This is a genomic window from Gilliamella sp. ESL0441, from assembly GCF_019469185.1.
In the GTDB taxonomy this organism is placed as follows: domain Bacteria; phylum Pseudomonadota; class Gammaproteobacteria; order Enterobacterales; family Orbaceae; genus Gilliamella.
Genome location: NZ_CP048264.1, coordinates 242,435 through 265,563, shown reverse-complemented (window position 1 = coordinate 265,563; position 23,129 = coordinate 242,435). Strand labels below are relative to the sequence as shown.

The window sequence follows — 23,129 nt, the reverse complement described above, 5'->3', positions numbered from 1 at the left end:
TGAGAAACATAAAATTATGCAACAGAAAACAAATTTAAAAGAATTATTAGATTTTCCTTGTTCTTTTACTTATAAAGTCATGGGAGAAGCTAAACCAGAACTGGTTGATAAAGTCGTGTCCGTTATCCAACGTCACGCACCGGGTGATTACAGTCCGTCAATCAAACCTAGCAGTAAAGGGAATTATCATTCTGTGTCGATTACTATCAATGCAACACACATTGATCAGATTGAAAATTTATATAAAGAATTAGGTGAAATAGATATTGTAAGAATGGTTTTATAACACTTTACTTTTTCATCAATTTTTGTACAAAATAGAGCCTTGTTATTCCGACGAGGCTCAATCATGAAACCAGAAACCATTGCACTTCACACAGGTTATACCCCTGAACCCACTACTCATGCTGTTGCTGTTCCCATTTATCAAACAACCTCTTATGCTTTTGATGATACACAGCATGGCGCAGATTTATTTGATTTAAAAGTCGCTGGCAATATTTATACCCGTATTACCAACCCAACTAACGCCGTACTCGAAGCTCGAGTCGCTGCGCTTGAAGGTGGTATTGGTGCTTTAGCTGTTGCATCGGGCATGGCGGCTATCACTTATGCTATTCAAGCAATTACCTTTTCTGGCGAAAATATTGTTTCTGTTTCGCAATTATATGGCGGAACTTATAATTTATTTGCCCATACCTTACCTAATTTTGGTATTACAACCAAGTTTGCTCCTCATAACGATTTAGTGGCTATAGAACAGCAAATTGATGACAAAACCAAGGCCATATATTGCGAAAGTATTGGCAATCCTGCAGGTAATATTGTTGATTTAAGCCAACTTGCCGACATCGCACATCGACATGGTATTCCGTTAATTGTCGACAATACCGTTGCCAGTCCTGCACTTTGCCGACCATTTGAATTTGGTGCCGATATTGTCGTGCATTCATTAACTAAATATATTGGTGGGCATGGTAATAGTCTTGGAGGAATCATCGTTGATTCAGGAAGGTTTCCATGGAAAAAATATGCGGATAGATATCCAATGCTTATTCAACCAGATCCATCTTATCATGGTGTCTCTTATACGGATTCCTTTGGTAATGCGGCTTACATTGCACGTTGTCGAGTAATCCCTTTACGCAATATGGGCGCTGCACTATCGCCATTTAATACTTTTTTGATACTACAAGGGCTTGAAACCCTTTCTTTGCGCATGGAACGCCACTGTGAAAATGCACTCAACGTTGCAAAATATCTAGTCTCACACCCACAAGTTGAATGGGTTAACTATGCTGGTCTTAGCAATCATCCTGAACATGATTTAGCGGTAAAACAGATGGATAATCATTTACCTGCTGGCATTTTATCGTTTGGTATTAAAGGTGGAAAACCTGCAGGCGCTAAATTTATTGATGCACTAAAATTAATTATTCGTCTGGTCAATATAGGCGATACACGCTCATTAGCTTGTCACCCTGCATCAACTACGCATAGACAACTTAATAATGAAGAACTGAAAAAGGCAGGAGTAAGTCAAGAAATGATTCGTTTGTCTATTGGGATAGAACATATTGATGATATTATTTCTGATTTAGCACAGGCATTAAAAGCGACACTATAATCAAATTCAAAAAGCCAGATAACAAATGTATAACTGGCTTTTTAGCAATCGATTAATTAATCTAAGATTTTAACAAGTTCGTTTGTCACATCAGATACAGATTGGGTACCATCAATGCGGTAGTATTTTGCACGACCTTCTTTCGCTTCATGTTGATAGTAATCAATTAAAGGTTTAGTTAATTGATGATATTCAACAAGGCGTTTACGGACAATCTCTTCATGATCATCTTTGCGAGTTGTTAAAGGTTCACCCGTAATATCGTCAACATTTTCTACTTTAGGTGGATTATGACGGACATGATAAACTCGACCTGATGGCGCATGAATTCGGCGTCCACTCATTCGATCAATAATAACAGAATCAGGCACATCAAATTCAAGTATATAGTCAACATTAATACCTGCTGATTTCATAGCATCAGCTTGGGGTACAGTTCGAGGGAATCCATCTAATAAAAACCCATTTGCACAATCATCTTGTGCAATACGTTCTTTCACTAATGCAATCACGAGTTCATCAGTAACAAGTTTACCGGCATCCATTAATTCTTTAGCCTGTTGACCAAGTGGCGTACCTGCTTTCACTGCTGCACGTAACATATCGCCGGTTGAAATTTGAGGAATACCATATTTTTTCATAATGAATTGTGCTTGAGTTCCTTTTCCCGCACCTGGTGCACCTAATAAAATAATACGCATGAAATAACCTCTTATGGTTTTTATATAGATAGATTTTCTATTCTGGTAAATATTGAAATATCACTTTACTGCTGGAGATTAATCCATCAGTTGGACAAATATAATTTATGGCACCACAGCCTTTGATCATTTGAGCAGGTTGATGACAAGTAGGGCAAATATAGTGTTCGATAAAATGTTGTTTACAGTGAGCACAAACGTAATGCTGGGCAGACATAACATCCATTTTATGATGACATTTAGGGCACAAGCCTTCTTGACTTTGCCCTGCTATATTTTTTTTTGACATAAACTATTTACGACCTCTAACGTGTTTCATCAATCGACGTCGTTTACGTTGTTGTGATGCCGTTAAACTATTTTTTCGACCTTCAAAAGGATTCGCCCCTTCTTTAAATTGGATTCGAATCGGCGTTCCCATAATTTTTAATGAGCGTCTAAAATAGTTCATTAAATATCGTTTATAAGAATCGGGAAGATCTTCAACTTGATTTCCGTGAACAACCACAATAGGTGGATTGTAGCCTCCGGCATGGGCATATTTGAGTTTTACTCGACGTCCACGAACGAGAGGTGGTTGGTGATCGTCTTGTGCCATTTGCATAATTTTGGTTAATAATGCAGTATTTACCCGACGGGTTGCACATTCATAAGCTTCTTGGATTGAATCAAATAAATTACCCACACCACTACCATGTAAAGCCGAAATAAAATGCAAACGAGCAAAATCAATAAAATCAAGACGGTCATCTAGTGTTGCTTTAACTTGCTCTTTGATGTCTTGTGATAACCCATCCCACTTATTGACGGCAATAACAAGTGAACGCCCACTATTGATGATAAAGCCGAGTAATGATAAATCCTGATCTGAGATACCTTCTCTGGCATCAATCACCAATATGACAACATTTGCATCTTCAATCGCTTGTAATGTTTTAATCACTGAAAACTTTTCGACGGTTTGCGTTACCTTACCACGTTTACGCACCCCTGCTGTATCAATTAAAACATATTCTCGTTCGTCACGAGTCATTGGGATATAGATACTATCTCGAGTTGTACCTGGCATATCATAGACCACAACCCGTTCTTCACCTAAAATTCGGTTGGTTAGTGTTGACTTACCTACATTCGGACGCCCGACAATAGCCACTTTAATCGGTTGATTAATCAGTGATTCAACATCATCCTCGTCAACATCGTCATAAGATTCTGATAAATCTGGTGGCAATTGGTCTTCATTAAAGTCATCTTCATCGTGATCTTTAAATTGGAAAATAGGTTCCAACGCCGTTTCAATCAAAGAACTTACACCACGTCCATGACTTGCCGCTATGGGGTGGATATCGCCTAAACCTAATGAGTAAAAATCTGAGATAGCACTATCAGCATCAATACCATCAATCTTATTGGCAACTAAAAAAGTAGCCTTTTGACGAGAACGCAAGTGTTTAGCTATCGCATGATCTGCCGGCATAGCACCCGCTCTTGCATCGACTAAAAACAGAACAATATCGGCTTCTTCGATAGCTTGTAAGGATTGGTCAGCCATAAAGCTTTCAACCCCTTCTTCAGTGCCATCAATTCCACCCGTATCAATTACAATATATTCATGGCCCTTGATTTCAGCTCGTCCATACTTACGATCACGGGTTAATCCAGGAAAATCTGCGACTAACGCATCACGTGTTCTTGTTAACCGATTAAATAAAGTTGATTTTCCAACATTTGGACGACCAACTAGTGCTACAACAGGTACCATGTTTATTCTCTAATTACTCTCGTTTATTGTGAAAGCGTAAATATCCCCATTTTTAGCCTGAACGATTAATTTTTCGTCCACAACTAATGGTCTTGATATCATTCCACTACTACTAACATTTATTTTACTTACAAGCTCACCCGTTTCAGCATTTAGCCAATACAAGTAACCTTCAAAATCACCAAATACAACATAATTTTCATAAATAACAGGGTCGGTCAATTGACGATGAGATAAGCTCGATTGCGTCCAAAGCACTCCACCCTCATTTTTAGATAAAGCTTGGACATTATCGTCTTGATCAACAACAAATATTCGGCTTTCATCAACCGCTAAACTATGACTTGAACCTAATTTTCTGCGCCAAATTATTTGACCATCACTCAAATCCAGTGCGACAACATAACCATTGTAACCTACAGAATAAACTACGTTTCCTTCAACAATAGGCGTTGAATCAACATCATTTAATTTGTCTATTTCTGTAGATCCTGTAGGTTGTGAGATACGTTGTTGCCAAATTAATTGACCATCGTTGACAAAATAAGCATTTACTAATCCAGTATCATCACCAAAGATAGCAGCACCATGCGCAATAACAGGTGTTGAATTCCCCCTTAACGATAAAGCGGGAACTTCAAGTGCCACTTCCCAAATTTCATCACCAGTATCTCGATTAAACCCTTGCAAAATGCCATTGCCAGTATGAACAACTAACTTGTCTTCAGTTGATACAGGACGAGCGAGTACTTCTCCTTTTACTACTTTTTCCCATTTTAACTCTCCATTATCACGTTCTAAAGCGTAAACAATAGCCCGCTCACTTCCAACATAAACATATCTATCATCTGCGTTTATACTGCCTGAAAAAATAGCACTTTTGTTATTAAAGAGCGAACTTTCAGATAAATCCACATCCCATAGCGTGGTACCAGTTGATAAATCAATGGCTTTTACTTCTCCACTACGACCCGCTGCATAAATAGCATTATCATAATTGATAGGACCTAATAACGAATAAATACGAGTATTGCCTGAAGTACTATTGCGCCATATTTGTTTAACCGGAAATTTATTCTTTACAGTAGGTGATGGTGAAACCTGTATGACATCTTCTTCACCACCAAATAAAGAACACCCAGCAAGAGAAAACATGAAAACACTAGTAAAAAGACATTTAGATAACTTCATTGTGTAGACCCTTCTGCAGGATTAATTAATTTTTATTTTCTTCCGCCTCAGCTTTTTTTAGCTGGGTTCCTTGTTCTGCCTCATGATCAGCAGATTTTTTTTCTGTTTCAGTACTTTGCTTAGCTTTTAAATATTCAGCTTGATTTAACTTCATTTTAATATTTTCTTTCGATCCTACCATTGAAGGTGAACTTAAAGCAACATTATAAGCATCAACAGCTTCAGCATAACGTTCAAGTTTGACATATACATCTCCTCGAACATCATTAACATACGGAATCCAAGCATTTCCTGTGACTTTATCTAAGGATTCAAAACTTTCTTTATATTGACCTTGCTGATACTGTAAACGTGCAATCCGAATATGAATAATAGATTGTAAAGGCTCAGATTTTGTTTTAGTCAATGCATCAGTTAATAGAGATTGTGCGCCTGCATAATCCTTTAACACTTCTACATAAAACTTAGCGGATTGTAAATCAGCAAAAACACCATAAATATTATTATTTTGTTTAGCAAAATCGACTAATTCTTTGACTGAATCTGATTTACTTTCATCCAATTGAGTTAATAGTTGACTATAACGAGTTGATGTTTCATCCGATTTTTTAACTTGATTTGATTGATAGTAACTCCAACCATAATAAGCTAATAATCCAATGACAATTATGGCAACAACAATTTTCCACGTTTTCGCAAGAAACTCTTTTAAAGCCCACATTTGTTCTTCACTTGACGATTGATAACTCACGCTTATCTCCTATTTCCTTTAGATTTATATCATTGCCAAACAAGTTTGAACAATATCGCTTTGCGCAATTTCAGTTTGTTCACCTGTTTGTAAGTTTTTGATAGTTACCGTTTGGTTTGCTAACTCATTTTCACCAATAATAACTGCTATTTTAGCACCTAATTTATCTGCTTTGGCAAATTGTTTCTTAAAATTAGTCGTTCCATAATTAGTCACAATTCGTTTATCAGGTAAACCATCACGTAATAATTCAGCAACACATTGCGCAGCTGAAATCGTGTTTTCATCTCCTGAAGAAATCATATAAATATCAATCGAACTATCTCGATTTAATGAAGGATTAACAGCTTGAACAAGTAATACTAATCGTTCAAGTCCCATAGCAAAACCAACAGCTGGCGTTGATTGACCACCTAACTGGCTCACTAATCCATCATAGCGCCCCCCACCGCAAACAGTACCTTGAGCACCTAAGCTACTTGTTACCCATTCAAATACTGTACGATTGTAATAGTCTAATCCTCTTACTAATCTTTGATTAATATTGTATTTTATTCCTGCTTTATCCAGTAAACGACACAGGCCTTCAAAATGTTCTTTTGATTCTGTATCTAAATAATCAAATAGTTTTGGTGCTTGATTAAGTAATTCTTGTACCACCGGATTTTTCGAATCAAGCACACGTAATGGATTAGTATACATTCTACGTAAGCAGTCTTCATCTAATTTATCTTTATTTTGTTCAAGAAAATCAACGAGTGCTTGACGATAGTTCGCTCTGGCTTCAAGTGAGCCAATTGAATTTAATTCTAACGAAGTGTGATCCTGTATACCCAGTGCTTTCCAGAATCTTGATGTTAATAAAATCAATTCTGCATCAATATTAGGTCCTTCAAGCCCAAAGACTTCAACACCAAATTGATGAAATTGACGATAGCGACCTTTTTGCGGTTTTTCGTAACGAAATGCAGGCCCTAAATACCAAAGACGTTGTTCTTGATTATAAAAAAGCCCATGTTCAATGCCCGCACGCACACAACCCGCAGTAATTTCGGGACGTAAAGTGATACTTTCATCATTACGATCATTAAAAGTATACATCTCTTTTTCGACAATATCCGTCACTTCACCGACGGCTCTTTTAAATAGCGCAGTGTCTTCAACAATGGGTGTTCTTATCTCATTATAGCCATAGCTATTTAATACACCTTTAACGATTTTTTCAATTTGTTGCCAACTCGCACTATCTGTTGGGAGTAAGTCATTCATTCCCCGAATAGATTGGATTTTTTTCTCTGTCATTTATGTATTCGCTATCTAATAAAATTATAGTTCAGTTGCTGCAATTCTGTTTTTTAGTATTGATGCTTTAGCTCGAATTTTCGCTTCCAGCTCATCGATCATCTGTTCGTTATCTATACGACCAATACGCACACCATCTTCATAAAAGCCACTTTTATTATGACCGCCAGCAACACCCATTGTTGAAGCTAAAGCTTCACCTGGCCCATTAACAACACAACCAATAATCGATACATCCATTGGTGTAATGATATCTTCTAAACGTTGTTCTAACGTATTGACTGTATTAATGACATCAAACTCTTGTCTTGAACAGGTCGGACAAGCAATAAAGTTAATACCACGAGATCGAATTCTCAGCGATTTTAATATATCAAAACCAACTTTAACTTCTTCTGTAGGATCAGCGGCTAAAGAGACACGCAATGTATCGCCAATACCTTCCGATAATAACAAACCTAAACCTATTGCCGACTTAATTGCACCACTGCGAACGCCACCAGCTTCAGTGATCCCCAAATGTAGGGGTTGTTTTATCTGTTTAGCTAAGAGTCGATAGGCATCCACCGCTGTAAATACATCTGACGCTTTCACACTCACTTTGAATTGGTCGAAATTAAACCTATCCAAAATGTCAACATGACGCAACGCCGATTCAACAATTGCCCGTGGAGTCGGTTCGCCATATTTTTCTTGAATATCTTTTTCAAGAGAACCTGAATTAACCCCAATTCTTATTGGAATATTTTTATCTTTAGCACAATCAACAACCGCTCGAATTCTTGATTCATTACCGATATTACCGGGATTAATTCTTAAACAATCCACACCATATTCCGCCACTTTTAAAGCAATACGATAATCAAAGTGAATATCAGCAATAAGTGGAACTTTCGCTTGTTGTTTAATCAATTTAAACGCTTCTGCCGCATCCATTGTTGGAATCGACACACGTACAATATCGACACCAATACGCTCAAGCGCTTGAATCTGAGCAACAGTTTTGTCAACATCCGTCGTACGAGTATTCGTCATGGATTGAACAGCAATAGGCGCACCACCACCAATAGGTACACTGCCGACATAAATTCGGGTAGATTCTCGTCTGATAATCGGTGAATCCTGATGACTCATAACACGCCTAATGATATAACAAAATAACTAGCTAGTGATCTTAACAAGATTTGCATCAAATGTCTGTATTAGAGTGATAAAATTTGCTAACTCTTAACACGGTCAGAATCTGCTAATGATGGAGAAATATAATGACTTACTTCAACATAATTATTTTTATTTTGCTTGTTGATATAGTATACGGTTGCCCCTATCACACAACTAAGAATTAATAAAAAAATTAATAAAAGCTTCTTGCCACTTTTTTTTCGTTTATATCTCGGTATACGGTTTGCTTTTTGTGCTGACTCATAATGCTTAGAAAGTTTGTCAAGATGGGCTTTATATTCTTCAACAGGCAAGCCAACAATTTCTGCATAGGCTCTAATATAACCTTTAATAAAAACAAGAGGAGCATGAACTGGTAAGTCGTTTTCAATTTCATCGACTACCGCTGTACGCACATGAATTCTACTAGCAATATCATCTTGAGTAAGTCCCATATTACTGCGTAAGCTGGAAAGCATTCCACCCAATGAAATATTGTCTTCCATTGTCCCCTCATTTTTATTTTGTAAAAGTTTTAAATTAAATTATTCCCATTTTTACACATTTATAAAATTAATCAATTTTTTTCGCATGAAACCATTGTGAAGGCTTTGCAATTTCATCTTGAGCGGCAACTAATTGAAGCTCATATTCATTGAGTTTCAAGGTTTCAAGCATAACAGCATAAACCGCAGAAGTGGTATGTTCTAACGCCTCAACCAGCGATTTACCAAGCAAAATATTCGCTAAAAACAATCCACTCGTCATATCGCCTACACCAACAGGCTGTCTCACGCCAAAGTCAACTAAAGGGCGCTCAATGTGCCATGCTTCTTGTTCTGTAACGAGTAACATTTCAAAACGATCTTTACGATACCCCGCACGACTTAAATGTTTAACTAAAATCGCTTTAGGCCCTTTTTTACAAAGTGCTTTACATGCAAATACCGCTTCTTCAACGTTATTAATTGGCTGTTTTCCATTTAACTCTTCTAGCTCCAAAATATTAGGCGCCATCATATCTGCTATCGGTAATGCAGTATTACACAAAAATTCAGATACGCCAGGCGCAACAAAACAACCTTTTTCAGGATGCCCCATAACAGGATCACAAAGATAAATTGCATTGGGATTTACAGCTTTTACTTTTTTTACTATTTCGGTTATGGCACTACCTTGTTCAGGGGATCCCATATAACCACTTAATACTGCGTCACATCGTTTAAGTTCACCTATGGCATTAATGCCATCGGCGATATCAGTTAAATGTGATGCTGGCATTACCGTGCCTGTCCATTGACGATATTGCGTATGATTTGAAAATTGCACAGTATTTAAAGGCCATACATTTACTCCCACACGACGCATAGGGAATACAGCAGCACTATTACCTGCATGACCAAATACAACATGTGACTGAATAGATAGTATATTTTTCATAAATTAACTCCAAATTAGTAAGCAGTAATATTTCTTACCTCGACGAAGTAATGTATAACGTCCAAAAAGCTTATCTTCTTGTGAAAAATGATAATCTGTTGTCGCGTTACGTTCACCATTAACTGAAATCGCATTAGATTCAATCATTGTTCTGGCTTGGCCTCTTGACGGTGCAAACTGTGCATTAACGATCGCTTGTTGCAAATCAATATCGCCCTCAACCGTAATCGTTGGCATACCGTCTTGCGCCAATTGTTCAAAATCGGCTTGAGATAGATCGGCTAATTTTCCTGAGAATAAACTTTCAGTGATCCGTTTGGCTGCCATTAAGCCTTCTTCACCATGGACTAAACGTGTGACCTCTTCAGCAAGAACATATTGTGCTCTTGGTGCCACACCGCTATTTTTATCTTCTTCTTCAAGTGCATCAATTTCATTTAATGACATGAAAGTAAAGAATTTTAAGAAACGATAAACATCAGCATCAGCGGTATTAATCCAGAATTGATAGAATTTATATGGACTGGTCTTTTTAGGGTCAAGCCAAACCGCACCGCTTTCCGTTTTACCAAATTTTGTACCGTCAGATTTGGTAATTAAAGGAACCGTTAAACCATAAACTTGTTTTTGATGTAATCGACGAGTTAAATCAATACCGGCAGTAATATTACCCCATTGATCTGATCCCCCAATTTGTAACACCACATTATGATCTTTATTTAAACATGCAAAATCATAAGATTGTAATAAACTGTAAGAAAACTCAGTAAATGAAATCCCAGCTTCATCACGATCAATACGTTGTTTGACTGATTCTTTGTTAATCATGGCGTTAACTGAAAAATATTTACCAATGTCACGTAAAAAAGTTAATACATTCATGCCACCAAACCAATCATAGTTATTAGCGACAATCGCTGCATTTGCACCACAATTAAAATCTAAGAATGGAGAAACTTGTTGTTTAATTTTTTCGCTCCACTCAACAACAGTCTCTTGAGTATTTAATTTACGTTCAACGGCTTTAAAACTCGGGTCACCAATTAAACCTGTTGCGCCGCCAACAAGCGCAATCGGTTTATGACCGGCTAACTGAAAGCGTTTTAAACAAAGTAATGGTACCAAATGACCTAGATGCAAACTATCAGCCGTGGGATCAAAACCACAATAAAGCGCTATGGGATTTTGTTCAATTAGTTCCATGAGTGCTTTTTCATCTGTCAGTTGAGCAATCAATCCTCGCTCTTGCAGTTGTTTGATCACATTTTTTGTCATGTTATTTTACCTATAAAAATTTTATTACGTTGAAATTTGACTTTGGATAACTCTATTTTTATTGAAATCTATTCTACTTTATTATGATAACGTTTATACGCTTGTTTAAAATGATCTTCCACTATTTCATTCGGTTTTTTATCACATAAACTAAAGATTACTATCGCTAAAGACGCAAATAAGAAACCCGGAATAAGTGAATAAAGATTAAACCAATTAAAATTAATCCAAAGCAATACTGTTGCCGCTCCTGTAATCATACCAGCTAGAGCGCCATTGCGTGTCATGCGAGACCAAAATACTGAAAACACAATAATGGGGCCAAAGGCAGCACCAAACCCTGCCCATGCATGACTAACTAAATCTAAGACACTATTATTAGGGTTAATTGCTAATAAAATGGCGATGACCGATACCAGTAAAACCATAATTCGTCCAACCCAAACAAGTTCACGTTGTTTTGCTTTCGGTCTAAAAAAGGCACGATAAAAATCTTCCGTTAATGCGCTTGAACAGACAAGTAACTGACAGCTTAACGTGCTCATCACCGCAGCCAAAATCGCCGCTAATAAAACACCAGCAACCCATGGATTAAACAGTAATTTGGATAACTCGATAAAAATACGTTCATGTTTACCGTTATTAATGAGATCTGAAAACTCTGGATGATTGGCAAAGAAAGCAATACCAAAAAATCCTACCGTAATTGCTCCACCTAAACATAAAATCATCCAAGTCATACTAATTCGACGCGCATTTTTCATCACATCATGTGAGTCAGCCGCCATAAAGCGAGCTAAAATATGCGGTTGCCCAAAATAGCCAAGACCCCAGCCAAGCAATGAAATAATAGCGATAAAATCCATGTGAGCAAAGATGTTGGTATAATCAGGATTGAGCGATTCAATATTTGCTAAGGCATCGGTAAAACCACCTGCGTTCACCATAACCATAACGGGAGTTAAGATAAGTGCAAACATCATCAAACTCGCTTGAATAGTATCCGTCCAACTGACCGCTAAAAAACCACCTATAAAAGTATAAGCGATTGTTGCGCCGGCACCAGCTAACATTGCCCAACCATAACTCATTCCAAAGGTACTTTCAAAAAGTTTTGCGCCCGCAACAACGCCTGATGCACAATAAATCGTAAAAAAGATAAGAATGATTACCGCTGAAATAATACGCAGCAAAGCACTTTTATCATCAAATCGGCGAGCAAAATAGTCGGGTAAGGTCAGGGAATTATGATTAATTTCAGTAAAAACACGTAACCGACCGGCAATCAGTAACCAGTTTAAGTAAGCCCCAATTATCAAACCAATTGCAATCCAACTTTGCGAAATACCGAATAAAAAAACAGCCCCTGGCAGCCCCATTAATAGCCAACCACTCATGTCCGAAGCGCCAGCCGAAAGCGCAGTGACAACACTACCAATACGGCGCCCCCCCAAAATATAATCACCAAAGTTTTGCGTTGATCGAAAGGCAAAAAAACCGATCGCAATCATTCCTAAAATGTATATAGCAAAGGTGACAATCATTGGTAAGGACATATTTCTAAAAAACCTTGTTGATGAAATTAAAAAATAGTGGAGTAGCTTATCATAAAAACCACATGCTAAAAAGCAGGCGATGAATGAATATAACTAAGCTGACAATCCGTCACGCTAAAATTTTTCAGATAGGTCATTGAGATTGTTATTTTGCCGTAATTTTAATTATCGTCGTATAAAGTGACTTTTAGCTAAAAATTAAATTTAACCTACAATATTTATACAAATAAAGTATATAATATCAGACATGTTATTTATATTTATCATACTCTGTGAAACAATCAACTCGTATTCAAATTTTAGAAAGATTAAAAGATCACATTAAAGATCCAACAACTGAACTTGTTTATCAAACCCCTTTCGAATTGCTCATTGCTGTTGTTCTTTCTGCACAAGCAACCGATGTGAGTGTAAACAAAGCGACCAAACCTTTATTTGCAATTGCCAATACAGCAGAACAAATCTTAGCGCTTGGGGTTGATAAGCTCAAAAGTTATATCCGTACCATTGGCTTATACAATAGTAAAGCAGATAATATTATTAAAACCTGCCAGATTTTAGTTGAGAAATATCAAGGTCAAGTGCCAGAAAATTTTGATGCATTAATCGCATTACCCGGTGTAGGCAGAAAAACAGCGAATGTAGTGCTAAATACGGCTTTTGGTTGGCCAACGATTGCGGTTGATACTCATATTTTTCGTGTCAGCAATCGCACTGGCTTTGCACCCGGAAAAACCGTTGAGGCAGTGGAAGAAAAATTATTGAAAGTGGTACCCAAAGAGTACAAAATAAATTGTCACCACTGGTTAATTTTGCATGGACGTTATACTTGTATCGCCAGAAAACCGCGATGCGGGGCTTGTGTGATTGAAGATTTATGTGAATTCAAACAAAAAGTTTACCCAGAGTAATTATCAATGACTGAAAAATTTAAATTAACTCAAGAAGAGATAAACTTATTCAAAAGTAGCATTGGCAACACCCAAAAACTTGCACAAGATACCGTTGTTCATAAACCCTTAAAACGGTCTCAAAAAGCCATTGCGATTGAAAAACGACAACATGAAAAAAATCATGCTGAGTTTTATTTTTCGGATGATTATCAACCGCTCTTACAAGACGATCCCATTCGTTATAGTCGTGACAACGCTGATCCTTATGAGATTAAAAAATTACGTCGTGGATTTTATGAACCTGAATTTTTTTTAGATCTACATGGATTAACACAGCAAGAAGCGAAAAAAGAAATAGCATCGCTTATTACTGCTTGCTTAAGCGAAAACGCACATTGTGCTTGTATCATGTATGGACATGGTAAAAACATCTTAAAAAAACAGACGCCAATGTGGTTAGCCCAGCATCCTAATATCATTTGTTTTCATCAAGCACCGAAAGAATTTGGCGGCAGTGCAGCATTACTTATTTTATTTGATACAATTAATAACTAAAAATAAATGTTAAACACATAAGGAATAACAACTTGAAATTATTAAAGAAAATAAAACATGTTTATCTATTTCTAATACTTGCCATCTTTATTACTGCATGTAACGAACTTGATACAATTCCACCCGAAAAAAGTAACTATATTGGCACATGGCAAGGTGAATATATGGTGATAAGTATAACTAAAGACGCCAGAGTTATTTACAATTATAAAAAAGATGGGGTAACTAAAAGCGTTGAAGGGTCGATACAAGAATTTATTGGCGATGATTTTAAAGTAGGGGTTTTAGGTTTAAATTCTTTATTCAAAGTAAGTACGCCTCCTTATTTTGAGGACGGTCAATGGAAAATGGTCATTGATGATCAATTAGTTATCAAAACATCGTTTTTTAAATCACTTTAAAATAAAAAAGCCAGCATAGTTGCGCTAGGCTGGCAAACATTGGAAGCAATGTGAGCAATGTCATACTTTTTCAGAAGTCTTGCGACGCTCTAATCAAGTACATCTTAATGATAATAATTCTCATTATTAAAAGCAAGCGTTTTTTTTGACTTTTTTCAAAAAACAAAAGAAAAATGTAAACCACCATTTTTTTTAATATGAAATCATTGTGTTAGCGTGAGAATAATAGAGAGGAATACAGGGCTATGTCACCCTGTATTTTCGCAATGCTGATTTTTTAGTTGATAATTTGAAGTGATAAGTTTAACTTTTTTAGGTTATTACTATTTTTGATAGATAAATTCAACCCCTTCTTCGTCACTCTCATCCCAATCATCAAAATCATCGTCGTCGTCATCAAAAGCCTCATCCATAGCTTGTTGGTGATAATCATCCCACATAAATTCAACTTTTTCTGGTGATGTTTCTTCTTGCTCTTCTTCACGTGGATGAGCATTCATATAATCCATCAGATCCCAACATAAAGCTTTTACCCCTTCATGATTGACCGCTGAAATAACATAATATTTGTCATCCCAATCCAATGCTTTAGCGATTTCGGCTGCACGTTTAGCACTTTCTTCTTCACCTAAAACATCCATTTTGTTGAATACCAACCAACGAGGTTTATTGGCAAGTTTTTCACTATATTGATGAAGTTCTTGAATAATGACTTTCGCATTTTCAATAGGATCAGATTCATCAATTGGTGCAATATCAATTAAATGCACTAAAACTCGACAACGTTCAAGATGTTTTAAAAAACGAATACCCAGACCAGCACCGTCCGCAGCACCTTCAATTAATCCCGGAATATCCGCAACAACAAAACTTTGCTCATTATCCATTCTTACCACGCCTAAACTTGGCACTAAAGTCGTAAACGGATAATCAGCGACTTTCGGTTTAGCTGCTGAAACTGATCGAATAAATGTGGATTTACCGGCATTAGGTAAACCAAGCATACCGACGTCAGCAAGTAGCAATAATTCTAACAATACATCACGTTTTTCACCGGGCGTACCATCGGTTTTTTGCCTTGGAGCCCGATTCACTGATGATTTAAATCGTGCATTACCCAAGCCATGAAACCCACCTTTTGCGACTAACACTTTTTGTTGATGATGCGTTAAATCGCCGATAATTTCACCCGTATATTTGTCTGTGATTCGGGTTCCAACGGGCACTTTTACGGTAATATCTTTGCCTCTTTTACCGGTACAATCTGAACCTTGCCCATTTTGCCCACGCTCTGCCCGATAATTTTTTTCAAATTGGAAATCAACCAAAGTATTGAGATTTTCATCGGCAATAAAATAGACATCACCACCGTCACCACCGTCACCACCGTCAGGGCCACCTTTGGGAATGTATTTTTCTCGACGAAAACCTACGCAACCATTGCCACCATCACCGGCTTCGACTCGGATTGAAGCTTCATCTACAAATTTCATTATTCTTCCTCTTTCTTCTGGTTAATTAGCCAGCCTTTTCTTGGATGCCATAAATAGTGCCCAATTGTGGCAAACATCGCACCAGCAACGACTGATACTGCGCCAATATAACCTAAAATATTTAAATACTGCATAGCAAATTTTTCTGGCCAAATTACGGCAAATAAATCTGAAAAAATTAATGCAAACAACGGTGATAATGTGGTAATTGCACTAACTTGTGCAGCTTGCCAACGTTCCATTGCCATAACTAATGCGCCATAAGCAATAATGGTATTTAAACCACAAAAGATAATGGCAAATAACTGCGTTGCATCGGCATGAGCGATTTTTGTTGGCGATGCCAATGGCCATAAAAATACCGTACAAATAAGATAAATTAGCCAAAGTAACTGTTCTGCACGTAATTTACGTAATAACACTTTTTGTGCCAACGCATAAGCTGCCCATGAAATTGAAGCAAGTAAAGCAAGCCAAACACCAATGCCATAAGTCGATATATTAGCAAATAGAACGGTAATATTTTTATTAAAAAATAGTCCTAATCCAATTAGCAATACCGAAATACCCATTATTTGCGTTGGTCTTAATCGCTCTTTAAAAACAAACGCACTTGAAATCATAAAAATTACAATACCCATTTGACCTACAACTTGAGCCGTTGTCGCAGAAAGATACTGAACAGAACTTGCAAATAACGCAAAATTACCAAGTAATCCAAATCCGGCAATCATTAATAAGATAAAACGTCGACGTTTTTTAAACATCGCTAAATTAGGAAATTGTTTTTTATAAGCTAACCATATCGTAATACCGACGGCAGAAATTGCCAATCGAGACCACGCTAACGTTAATGGGTCAATAACCACCAATGCATATTTCATTGCAATCGGCACTAGTCCCCACATAACCGCTGTTAACATGGCTAAGGCAAAACCTAATTTAACATTTTGCTGTTTTATCATATTAACTAATATTATATGAATTCAAGAAATGAAAAAAGCCCCACAATAGCTGTGAGGCTTCCATAAACGTTAAACCGCTTTTTATTAGCTGTTAGCAATTACACTAACATAACGACGGTTTTTAGGTCCTTTAACTTCAAATTTTACTTGTCCGTCAATTAAAGCAAATAAGGTATGGTCACGACCACAACCTACATTAGTGCCTGGGTGGAATTGAGTTCCACGTTGACGTACTAAAATATTACCAGCAAGAACTTCTTGAGAACCATAACGTTTAACACCTAAACGTTTACTCTGGGAATCACGACCATTACGTGATGAACCACCAGCCTTCTTATGTGCCATTGTTCGATACTCCTATTAAGCGATTGCAGTGATCTTCACATCAGTGAACCACTGACGGTGACCTTGTTGTTTACGATAGTGTTTACGACGACGGAATTTAACAATTTTCACTTTATCGCCACGACCGTGCTCAACAATTTCTGCTTTAATTGTTGCACCTTCAACAAACGGAGCACCAACTTTGATGTCTTCACCATTTGCTACCATTAAAACTTTATCGAAAACAACTTCTGCACCTGTTTCGACTTCAATTTTTTCCAAGCGAACGACTTGTCCTTCGCTGACTCGGTGTTGTTTACCACCACTTTGGAAAACTGCGTACATACTTAACTCCGCAATAAAAAGCAGACTATTCCTGATTTAGCATATATGTCTGCATTGATTAATCTTATAGGGCGTGAATTTTACGCAAAATTTATCCTTGTTGCAAGCAGTCTTTACTAAAAGATCGCAAAAAGTTACAAAAAAGATCAGCAAGATATCGTTTTAGCGTTACAATACGGATAAATCATTATTTCTTAGTTAATTTATTGTAATTCTATGCTGAGTACTAAAACAACCAATAATAAAACTCGCTATCATGCTTCAATTATTAATCGTTTGTCGCTATTAATGTGTTTTTTAGGCACCATTGCGTTAATTGCGTTATCGCTATCTATTCAAGTCGCTAATGATACCAAAGGTAGCGCTTATATGATTAATCAATTAGGGCTAATTCGTATGAAAAGTTATCAACTTTTATCAATGGTTCCCCTTAATAAACACGATAATGGCCGTTTAAATATTTTTAGTGAAATAACGTCGTCAAAGCAACAATTAGCTCTTTTTGAACGTTATGATTTAATAGATGAATTCAATGAATTACATAATAAATGGCGTACTGAAATTGCGATAAAAATTGCACAAGCCAAAAACATCGATGAGATAAAAACGGATATCGATCAATTTGTTATCAAAACCAATTATTTAGTACATAAGATCGATCAGAAGACCGAAAACCAGATTCATTATATATCTCGCTTGCAACAATTATTTATTATCATTATTGTGGTCTTTCTCATTGCTCAGATTTACTATTTGCGTCGTTATCTCCTCGCTCCTTGGCGCAAACTGATTAATATGGCTCAGGCTATTTCAAAACATAATTTTAGTGAACGTTTTCCGCTACGTTCCAGAAAAAATGAATTCGATTTGTTAGGGTTAGCATTAAATAACATGTCTGATCAAATCGAATCTCAATATTTAATCCTTGAAGAACGGGTGGCTGAAAAAACGGCTGAATTGCAACAAACTAATAACATCATCTCATTTCAATATCACGCCACCAAACAGCTCCATACATCAAAGCCATTATGTGAACGTTTTTTAATGATTTTACGTCAATTAGAAGAACTTGTACCACTCACTCAATTTCAAATCCGATTTTATGAATCTGAAAACCCTGAACATTACCAACAAATTAGTTATGACAATCAGCAGAAATTACCTTTCTGCCAAAATCCGCATTGCTGTGCTTGTTTAACCGAATCAAAACATTCTCAACAACATGGATTTCAACGTTATTGGTATCTTCAAGACAATGGCGAAAAATATGGCATATTATTTGCCATTCAACCGACAGATGTTACCCTTAGCGACGAGCAGGAAAACTTAATAACAGGACTTATCGAGCAGATGTCCACGGCAATGATGCTAGATCGACAAATAGAGCAACAAAAGCAGTATTTATTAATGAAAGAGCGATCAGCAATGGCAAGAGAGTTGCATGATTCAATTGCGCAATCATTATCCTGTTTAAAAATACATCTTAGCTGTCTACAAATGCAATCTGATTTGACATCACAAAGTAGTATTGAACTATTAGCAACAATGCGAAAAGAGGTCAATATCACCTATTCCCAGTTACGTGAATTAATTACCTCTTTTCGTTTGCGGCTCAATCAAACAGGTTTTTATGCTAGCTTAATGGAGATGATTGAAGAGTTTAATCAAAAACTAAAATTTAACATTCAACTTGAATATCAATTACCGCTCAATATCATCAAAAGCAAACATGCTTTTCATTTATTACAATTTATTCGAGAAGCGCTAAACAATGTGTACAAACACGCACAAGCATCACACGTTATCATTGCGTTAACCATTGATGATAACCAGATTATCACAGTCAGTGTTAGCGATAATGGTATTGGCTTTCAAACTGATGTTAAGCAGGATAATCATTATGGTATGGTGATTATGCGAGACAGAGCAGAAATCCTAAATGGTAATCTAACAATTAATACTGAGCCACAAAAAGGCACGCAAGTTATGGTAATATTTAAAGCCAATAAGACCATTCCATTTACGATAATAGAAGAGTAACCCATGGACCAGATAAAAAGTTCGATACTACTTATTGACGATCACCCTATGCTTAGAAATGGTGTAAAACAATTAATCAATACCGTTAGCCATTTTGAAGTGATTGGCGAAACGGGGTCTGGAACGGAAGGGATAAAACTCGCTGAAAAGCTCGATCCCGATATGATCTTACTGGATATCAATATTCAAAATGTTAGTGGGTTAGAAATACTACGCTATTTACGGGAAAAAAATATCTCCAGTCGCATCATTATGTTCACGGTATCGGATGCCAAAGAAGATATCATTACCGCACTCAAAAGTGGAGCGGATGGTTACCTGTTAAAGGATATGGAGCCAGAAGATTTTATTAAAGCGCTAAAAGATATTGCGGAAGGTAAAATCATTATGGATGAAGCAATTTCGCATATTATCCTTCACTATATGCGACACAGCGGCGAACCAACAACCAAACAAATTCACGATATAAACTTATTAACGCCTCGAGAACATGAAATATTTAATCTGCTAGTGCAAGGGCTTTCGAATAAACGCATTGCCAAAGATCTGGATATTGTTGAAAGTACCGTAAAAGTACATGTAAAAAGTATCTTTAAAAAATTAAATTTTAAATCACGCATGGAAATGACCGTATGGTATTTACAGAGCAAAGAGTAATGCATTAATTAAAGATAATTGATTATACTTAACTCGATCGAAAAGTTTAAAAGCTGTCATCCCTTAAATTATGATGATATAAGGCAGTATACGTTTAGATAACAGGCAAGACCATTATGCTGTAAAGTAATAGACTTGCCTGTTTAAATTAATGATTTGAAAACCAATTGAGTTTTTCTCGTAATGCAACAACAGGCCCGATGATAATCAAACTTGGACTACATGCTTGCAAAGCGATTTTAGCTAACTCACCAAGCAAACCTGTTACCACTTTTTGTTTGGTACTGGTACCTTCCTCAACAATAGCGACGGGCGTATTAGCATTCATACCGTGTTTGATTAATTGTTGACTAATATTTTCAGCTTGAGACAGCCCCATATAGAACACTAAGGTCTGCTTTTCAGCCGCTAAACTTTGCCAATCAAGATGACTACCATCTTTCAAATGCCCGGTAATTAAACGAATACTATGCGCATAATCTCGATGTGTTAAAGGGATACCACTGTATGCAGAACACCCCGATGCAGCAGTGATTCCCGGTACAACTGAAAATGGAATATCAGCATTATACAACGTTTCCAGCTCTTCACCCCCTCGCCCAAAAATAAACGGATCGCCCCCTTTTAGACGGACAACTCGTAACCCTTTTTGCGCTTGTTCTAACAAAATTTGATTAATCTGTTCCTGTGGCACGCAGTGATACCCTGCCCGTTTGCCAACAAATATACGCTGAGCATCCCGCCTGACAAGATTCATAATTTCATCCGAAACCAATCGATCATACACAATAATATCGGCTTGTTGGATTTGCTGTAATCCTTTCAAAGTCAGTAAGCCTGCATCACCGGGACCTGCGCCCACTAAAACCACTTCACCACGATGATCCAGTGATAAATTAAATAACTCGTTGGTTAGTGTTTCAACTTGTTCAGAATCATTATTGGCAATGGCTTGTGCCAATCTATCATGAGTAAAAAGCTTTTCCCAAAATCGACGGCGTTCTGTGAGCGTTTTATAGGTTTGCTTAGCTTTATTTCGTAAATAACCCGCATATTGCGCTAATTTACCTAAGTGCTGAGGCAATATTGATTCTAGTTTTTCTCGTAATAGACGAGCTAAAACCGGCGCATGCCCTGCTGATGACACAGCAACCATAATTGGTGAACGATCAATAATCGAAGGCATAATAAAACTAGCATCTTTCGGCGAATCGACAACATTGCAAAAGATACGGCGATTTTCAGCCTCGAGACTGACGGTTTGATTGGTTTTAGGACAATCGGTCGCTGCAATGACTAACCATTTATTATCAAGCAGTTGTGCATTAAATTCCCCTTGCTGTAATATCAACTGGTTTTGCGCTTGCCAACATAAAAATTGCTCATTGAATTCAAGTGCGTTAACCGTTAACTTTGCACCTGCTTCGAGTAATAGCCGAGCTTTTCGCTCAGCGATTTCACCACCCCCGACTAACAGACAATCCCGATTTTCTAACTTACAAAATAGTGGAAAATAATCCATAAAACCTCAATATATATCCTTTTTTATTTCAGCCAAGATTATGGTCGTTCAGTTTTTGGTGTCGAATACCAGTATCCTAAGCCCATAAAAACAACGCCAGAAACAAGGTTACCTAACGATACCCAAAGTAAATTATGACCAATTCCACATAGGGTATAAGCATCACTATGATGACCAAACCATGAAAGTGAAAATAACGTCATATTCGCCACCGAATGCTCATAACCACAGGCAATAAATGCTAGCAAACACCACCAAATCGCAATAAATTTAGCTGAACCTTCAACACGATTTGCCATCCAAATAGCTAAACAAACTAGCCAGTTACATAAAATACCACGAAAAAACAGCGCACTAGCCGATGCGGTCGTTTTGGCTAATGCTGCACTATGCACTAAACTGGTATCGGTTGATAATAATGGGGTAGCAGCATAAAAATATAAAGCAGCGACAAAAATAGACCCCAATAAATTGGCTAACCACGTTTGAGGTAATACTAGCCACATCTGTGTATGCGTAATTTTCTTACATTTTACGCCAAATGTTAAAAACATTGTGTGACCAGTAAAAAGCTCAGATCCTGCAATCACAACTAACGTTAAGGCAATACCAAATGTCGCCCCCATAACTAAAGGTCTTAAGAATGGATCAAGTAAATTACCTAAAGTGAAGATCAAAATAATACCAAGACCAACATAAGCGCCGGCCATAGCAGAACTTAACCAAAACCCTATCGGGTTAGTTTTGGCTAAACGTACAATACGTGCTGCATTGGCAGCACATTTATTAATTGTATCGGTATACATAACTATCTAAACCTTTAAAATTGTTTTAACTCGATGATTTAACTTCAACAAAACCATCTGTATTGACTCTTACTTCATAATGCGCAATTGAATAGTCGGCATCATCAATGCAATAACCATCTTTTAAACGAAAACGCTGTTTTTTTAATGGGCTTGCAACATACAAGTCATTTTCATGCTGTCCAATAATACCTCGAGATAAGACACTGGCTTGTGCAAAAGGATCGATATTACTGATTGCATAAATTTCATCGGAATTATAAGGACGAAATACTGCAACATGTTCATGACCGACAAGTGCACACACGCCTGTTTCCGGTAAAATGTCATCGAGTTGACAAACTGTTATCCATTGACTCATA

At 37.0% G+C, this 23,129-nt stretch carries 25 protein-coding genes; 7 read left to right on the top strand and 18 right to left on the bottom strand.

The genetic code is table 11. The features are described 5' to 3' along the window. The first annotated feature begins 16 nt into the window (after positions 1-16). Both ybeD and GYM75_RS01295 read left to right on the top strand, forming a co-directional pair. Complete coding sequence (ybeD, locus tag GYM75_RS01300; RefSeq protein WP_065558632.1) at positions 17-286, top strand: DUF493 family protein YbeD; 270 nt, start codon at positions 17-19, stop codon at positions 284-286. 63 nt (positions 287-349) lie between these two features. Continuing rightward, the gene (locus GYM75_RS01295) at positions 350-1,627 is read left to right on the top strand and encodes a bifunctional O-acetylhomoserine aminocarboxypropyltransferase/cysteine synthase (protein WP_220216392.1); all 1,278 of its coding nucleotides are present in this window, start codon (positions 350-352) and stop codon (positions 1,625-1,627) included. A gap of 56 nt (positions 1,628-1,683) precedes the next feature. Here GYM75_RS01295 and adk read toward each other — a convergent pair whose 3' ends face one another. The 11 genes from adk to putP all read right to left on the bottom strand — a co-directional run bounded on the left by adk (position 1,684) and on the right by putP (position 12,766). Next, complete coding sequence (gene adk, locus GYM75_RS01290) at positions 1,684-2,328, bottom strand: adenylate kinase (RefSeq protein WP_220216391.1); 645 nt, start codon at positions 2,326-2,328, stop codon at positions 1,684-1,686. 37 nt (positions 2,329-2,365) lie between these two features. Then, entirely contained in the window at positions 2,366-2,617 is a 252-nt protein-coding gene (locus tag GYM75_RS01285) for a zinc-ribbon domain-containing protein (protein WP_220216390.1), read from the bottom strand. A gap of 3 nt (positions 2,618-2,620) precedes the next feature. Continuing rightward, positions 2,621-4,090, bottom strand: coding sequence for a ribosome biogenesis GTPase Der (der, locus tag GYM75_RS01280; RefSeq protein ID WP_220216389.1), 1,470 nt, complete (start codon positions 4,088-4,090; stop codon positions 2,621-2,623). 9 nt (positions 4,091-4,099) lie between these two features. After that, the gene (gene bamB / locus GYM75_RS01275) at positions 4,100-5,281 is read right to left on the bottom strand and encodes an outer membrane protein assembly factor BamB (protein WP_220216388.1); all 1,182 of its coding nucleotides are present in this window, start codon (positions 5,279-5,281) and stop codon (positions 4,100-4,102) included. Positions 5,282-5,306: 25 nt separating this feature from the next. Continuing rightward, positions 5,307-6,032: a tetratricopeptide repeat protein gene (locus GYM75_RS01270; protein WP_220216387.1), complete on the bottom strand. Its 726-nt coding sequence runs from the start codon at positions 6,030-6,032 to the stop codon at positions 5,307-5,309. A 24-nt stretch (positions 6,033-6,056) separates the two neighbouring features. Continuing rightward, positions 6,057-7,334, bottom strand: coding sequence for a histidine--tRNA ligase (hisS, locus tag GYM75_RS01265; protein ID WP_220216386.1), 1,278 nt, complete (start codon positions 7,332-7,334; stop codon positions 6,057-6,059). A 24-nt stretch (positions 7,335-7,358) separates the two neighbouring features. Further along, a complete protein-coding gene (gene ispG / locus GYM75_RS01260; protein WP_220216385.1) occupies positions 7,359-8,468 on the bottom strand; it encodes a flavodoxin-dependent (E)-4-hydroxy-3-methylbut-2-enyl-diphosphate synthase in 1,110 nt (369 codons plus the stop codon). Between the two features lie 86 nt (positions 8,469-8,554). Next, positions 8,555-9,001 carry a RodZ family helix-turn-helix domain-containing protein gene (locus GYM75_RS01255; protein WP_220216384.1) on the bottom strand — a complete coding sequence of 149 codons (447 nt, stop codon included), beginning with the start codon at positions 8,999-9,001 and terminating at the stop codon, positions 8,555-8,557. 67 nt (positions 9,002-9,068) lie between these two features. Next, complete coding sequence (gene pdxY / locus GYM75_RS01250) at positions 9,069-9,935, bottom strand: pyridoxal kinase PdxY (RefSeq protein ID WP_220216383.1); 867 nt, start codon at positions 9,933-9,935, stop codon at positions 9,069-9,071. Between the two features lie 3 nt (positions 9,936-9,938). Further along, entirely contained in the window at positions 9,939-11,210 is a 1,272-nt protein-coding gene (gene tyrS, locus GYM75_RS01245; protein WP_220216382.1) for a tyrosine--tRNA ligase, read from the bottom strand. 68 nt (positions 11,211-11,278) lie between these two features. Further along, positions 11,279-12,766: a sodium/proline symporter PutP gene (gene putP / locus GYM75_RS01240; RefSeq protein ID WP_065558621.1), complete on the bottom strand. Its 1,488-nt coding sequence runs from the start codon at positions 12,764-12,766 to the stop codon at positions 11,279-11,281. A 272-nt stretch (positions 12,767-13,038) separates the two neighbouring features. Here putP and nth point away from each other — a divergent pair, with 272 nt between their 5' ends. From nth to GYM75_RS01225, 3 genes are read left to right on the top strand one after another with little or no spacing between them, the layout of a single operon-like run. Next, positions 13,039-13,677 (top strand): endonuclease III, encoded by a 639-nt coding sequence (nth, locus tag GYM75_RS01235; protein ID WP_220216381.1) that lies wholly within the window; start codon positions 13,039-13,041, stop codon positions 13,675-13,677. A gap of 6 nt (positions 13,678-13,683) precedes the next feature. Then, a complete protein-coding gene (smrB, locus tag GYM75_RS01230) occupies positions 13,684-14,214 on the top strand; it encodes an endonuclease SmrB (protein WP_220216380.1) in 531 nt (176 codons plus the stop codon). A 32-nt stretch (positions 14,215-14,246) separates the two neighbouring features. Next, entirely contained in the window at positions 14,247-14,615 is a 369-nt protein-coding gene (locus GYM75_RS01225) for a hypothetical protein (RefSeq protein WP_220216379.1), read from the top strand. A 323-nt stretch (positions 14,616-14,938) separates the two neighbouring features. Here GYM75_RS01225 and cgtA read toward each other — a convergent pair whose 3' ends face one another. From cgtA to rplU, 4 genes are all read right to left on the bottom strand, one after another. Continuing rightward, complete coding sequence (gene cgtA, locus GYM75_RS01220) at positions 14,939-16,108, bottom strand: Obg family GTPase CgtA (RefSeq protein WP_220216378.1); 1,170 nt, start codon at positions 16,106-16,108, stop codon at positions 14,939-14,941. Continuing rightward, complete coding sequence (locus GYM75_RS01215) at positions 16,108-17,073, bottom strand: DMT family transporter (RefSeq protein WP_220216377.1); 966 nt, start codon at positions 17,071-17,073, stop codon at positions 16,108-16,110. Before GYM75_RS01215 ends, cgtA begins: the two co-directional genes overlap by 1 nt. An 84-nt stretch (positions 17,074-17,157) precedes the next feature. Continuing rightward, positions 17,158-17,418, bottom strand: a complete 261-nt coding sequence (gene rpmA, locus GYM75_RS01210; RefSeq protein WP_025314437.1) for a 50S ribosomal protein L27 — start codon at positions 17,416-17,418, stop codon at positions 17,158-17,160. Between the two features lie 15 nt (positions 17,419-17,433). Then, complete coding sequence (gene rplU / locus GYM75_RS01205; protein ID WP_025314436.1) at positions 17,434-17,742, bottom strand: 50S ribosomal protein L21; 309 nt, start codon at positions 17,740-17,742, stop codon at positions 17,434-17,436. Between the two features lie 216 nt (positions 17,743-17,958). Between rplU and narX the strand changes: the two genes are divergently transcribed. Together narX and narL are read left to right on the top strand one after the other, a co-directional pair. Further along, on the top strand, positions 17,959-19,782 hold the full coding sequence (gene narX, locus GYM75_RS01200; protein ID WP_220216376.1) for a nitrate/nitrite two-component system sensor histidine kinase NarX: 1,824 nt from the start codon (positions 17,959-17,961) through the stop codon (positions 19,780-19,782). A 3-nt stretch (positions 19,783-19,785) separates the two neighbouring features. Next, positions 19,786-20,439, top strand: coding sequence for a two-component system response regulator NarL (gene narL / locus GYM75_RS01195; RefSeq protein WP_220216375.1), 654 nt, complete (start codon positions 19,786-19,788; stop codon positions 20,437-20,439). Positions 20,440-20,587: 148 nt separating this feature from the next. Here the strand turns inward: narL and cysG are convergent, their stop codons facing one another. Genes cysG through nirD form a run of 3 tightly spaced genes read right to left on the bottom strand, consistent with a single transcriptional unit; the run spans position 20,588 to position 23,128 of the window. Beyond that, positions 20,588-21,961, bottom strand: a complete 1,374-nt coding sequence (cysG, locus tag GYM75_RS01190) for a siroheme synthase CysG (RefSeq protein WP_220216374.1) — start codon at positions 21,959-21,961, stop codon at positions 20,588-20,590. Between the two features lie 38 nt (positions 21,962-21,999). Then, a complete protein-coding gene (nirC, locus tag GYM75_RS01185; RefSeq protein WP_220216373.1) occupies positions 22,000-22,767 on the bottom strand; it encodes a nitrite transporter NirC in 768 nt (255 codons plus the stop codon). A 25-nt stretch (positions 22,768-22,792) separates the two neighbouring features. Then, positions 22,793-23,128: a nitrite reductase small subunit NirD gene (nirD, locus tag GYM75_RS01180; RefSeq protein ID WP_220216372.1), complete on the bottom strand. Its 336-nt coding sequence runs from the start codon at positions 23,126-23,128 to the stop codon at positions 22,793-22,795. Position 23,129 lies beyond the last annotated feature (1 nt).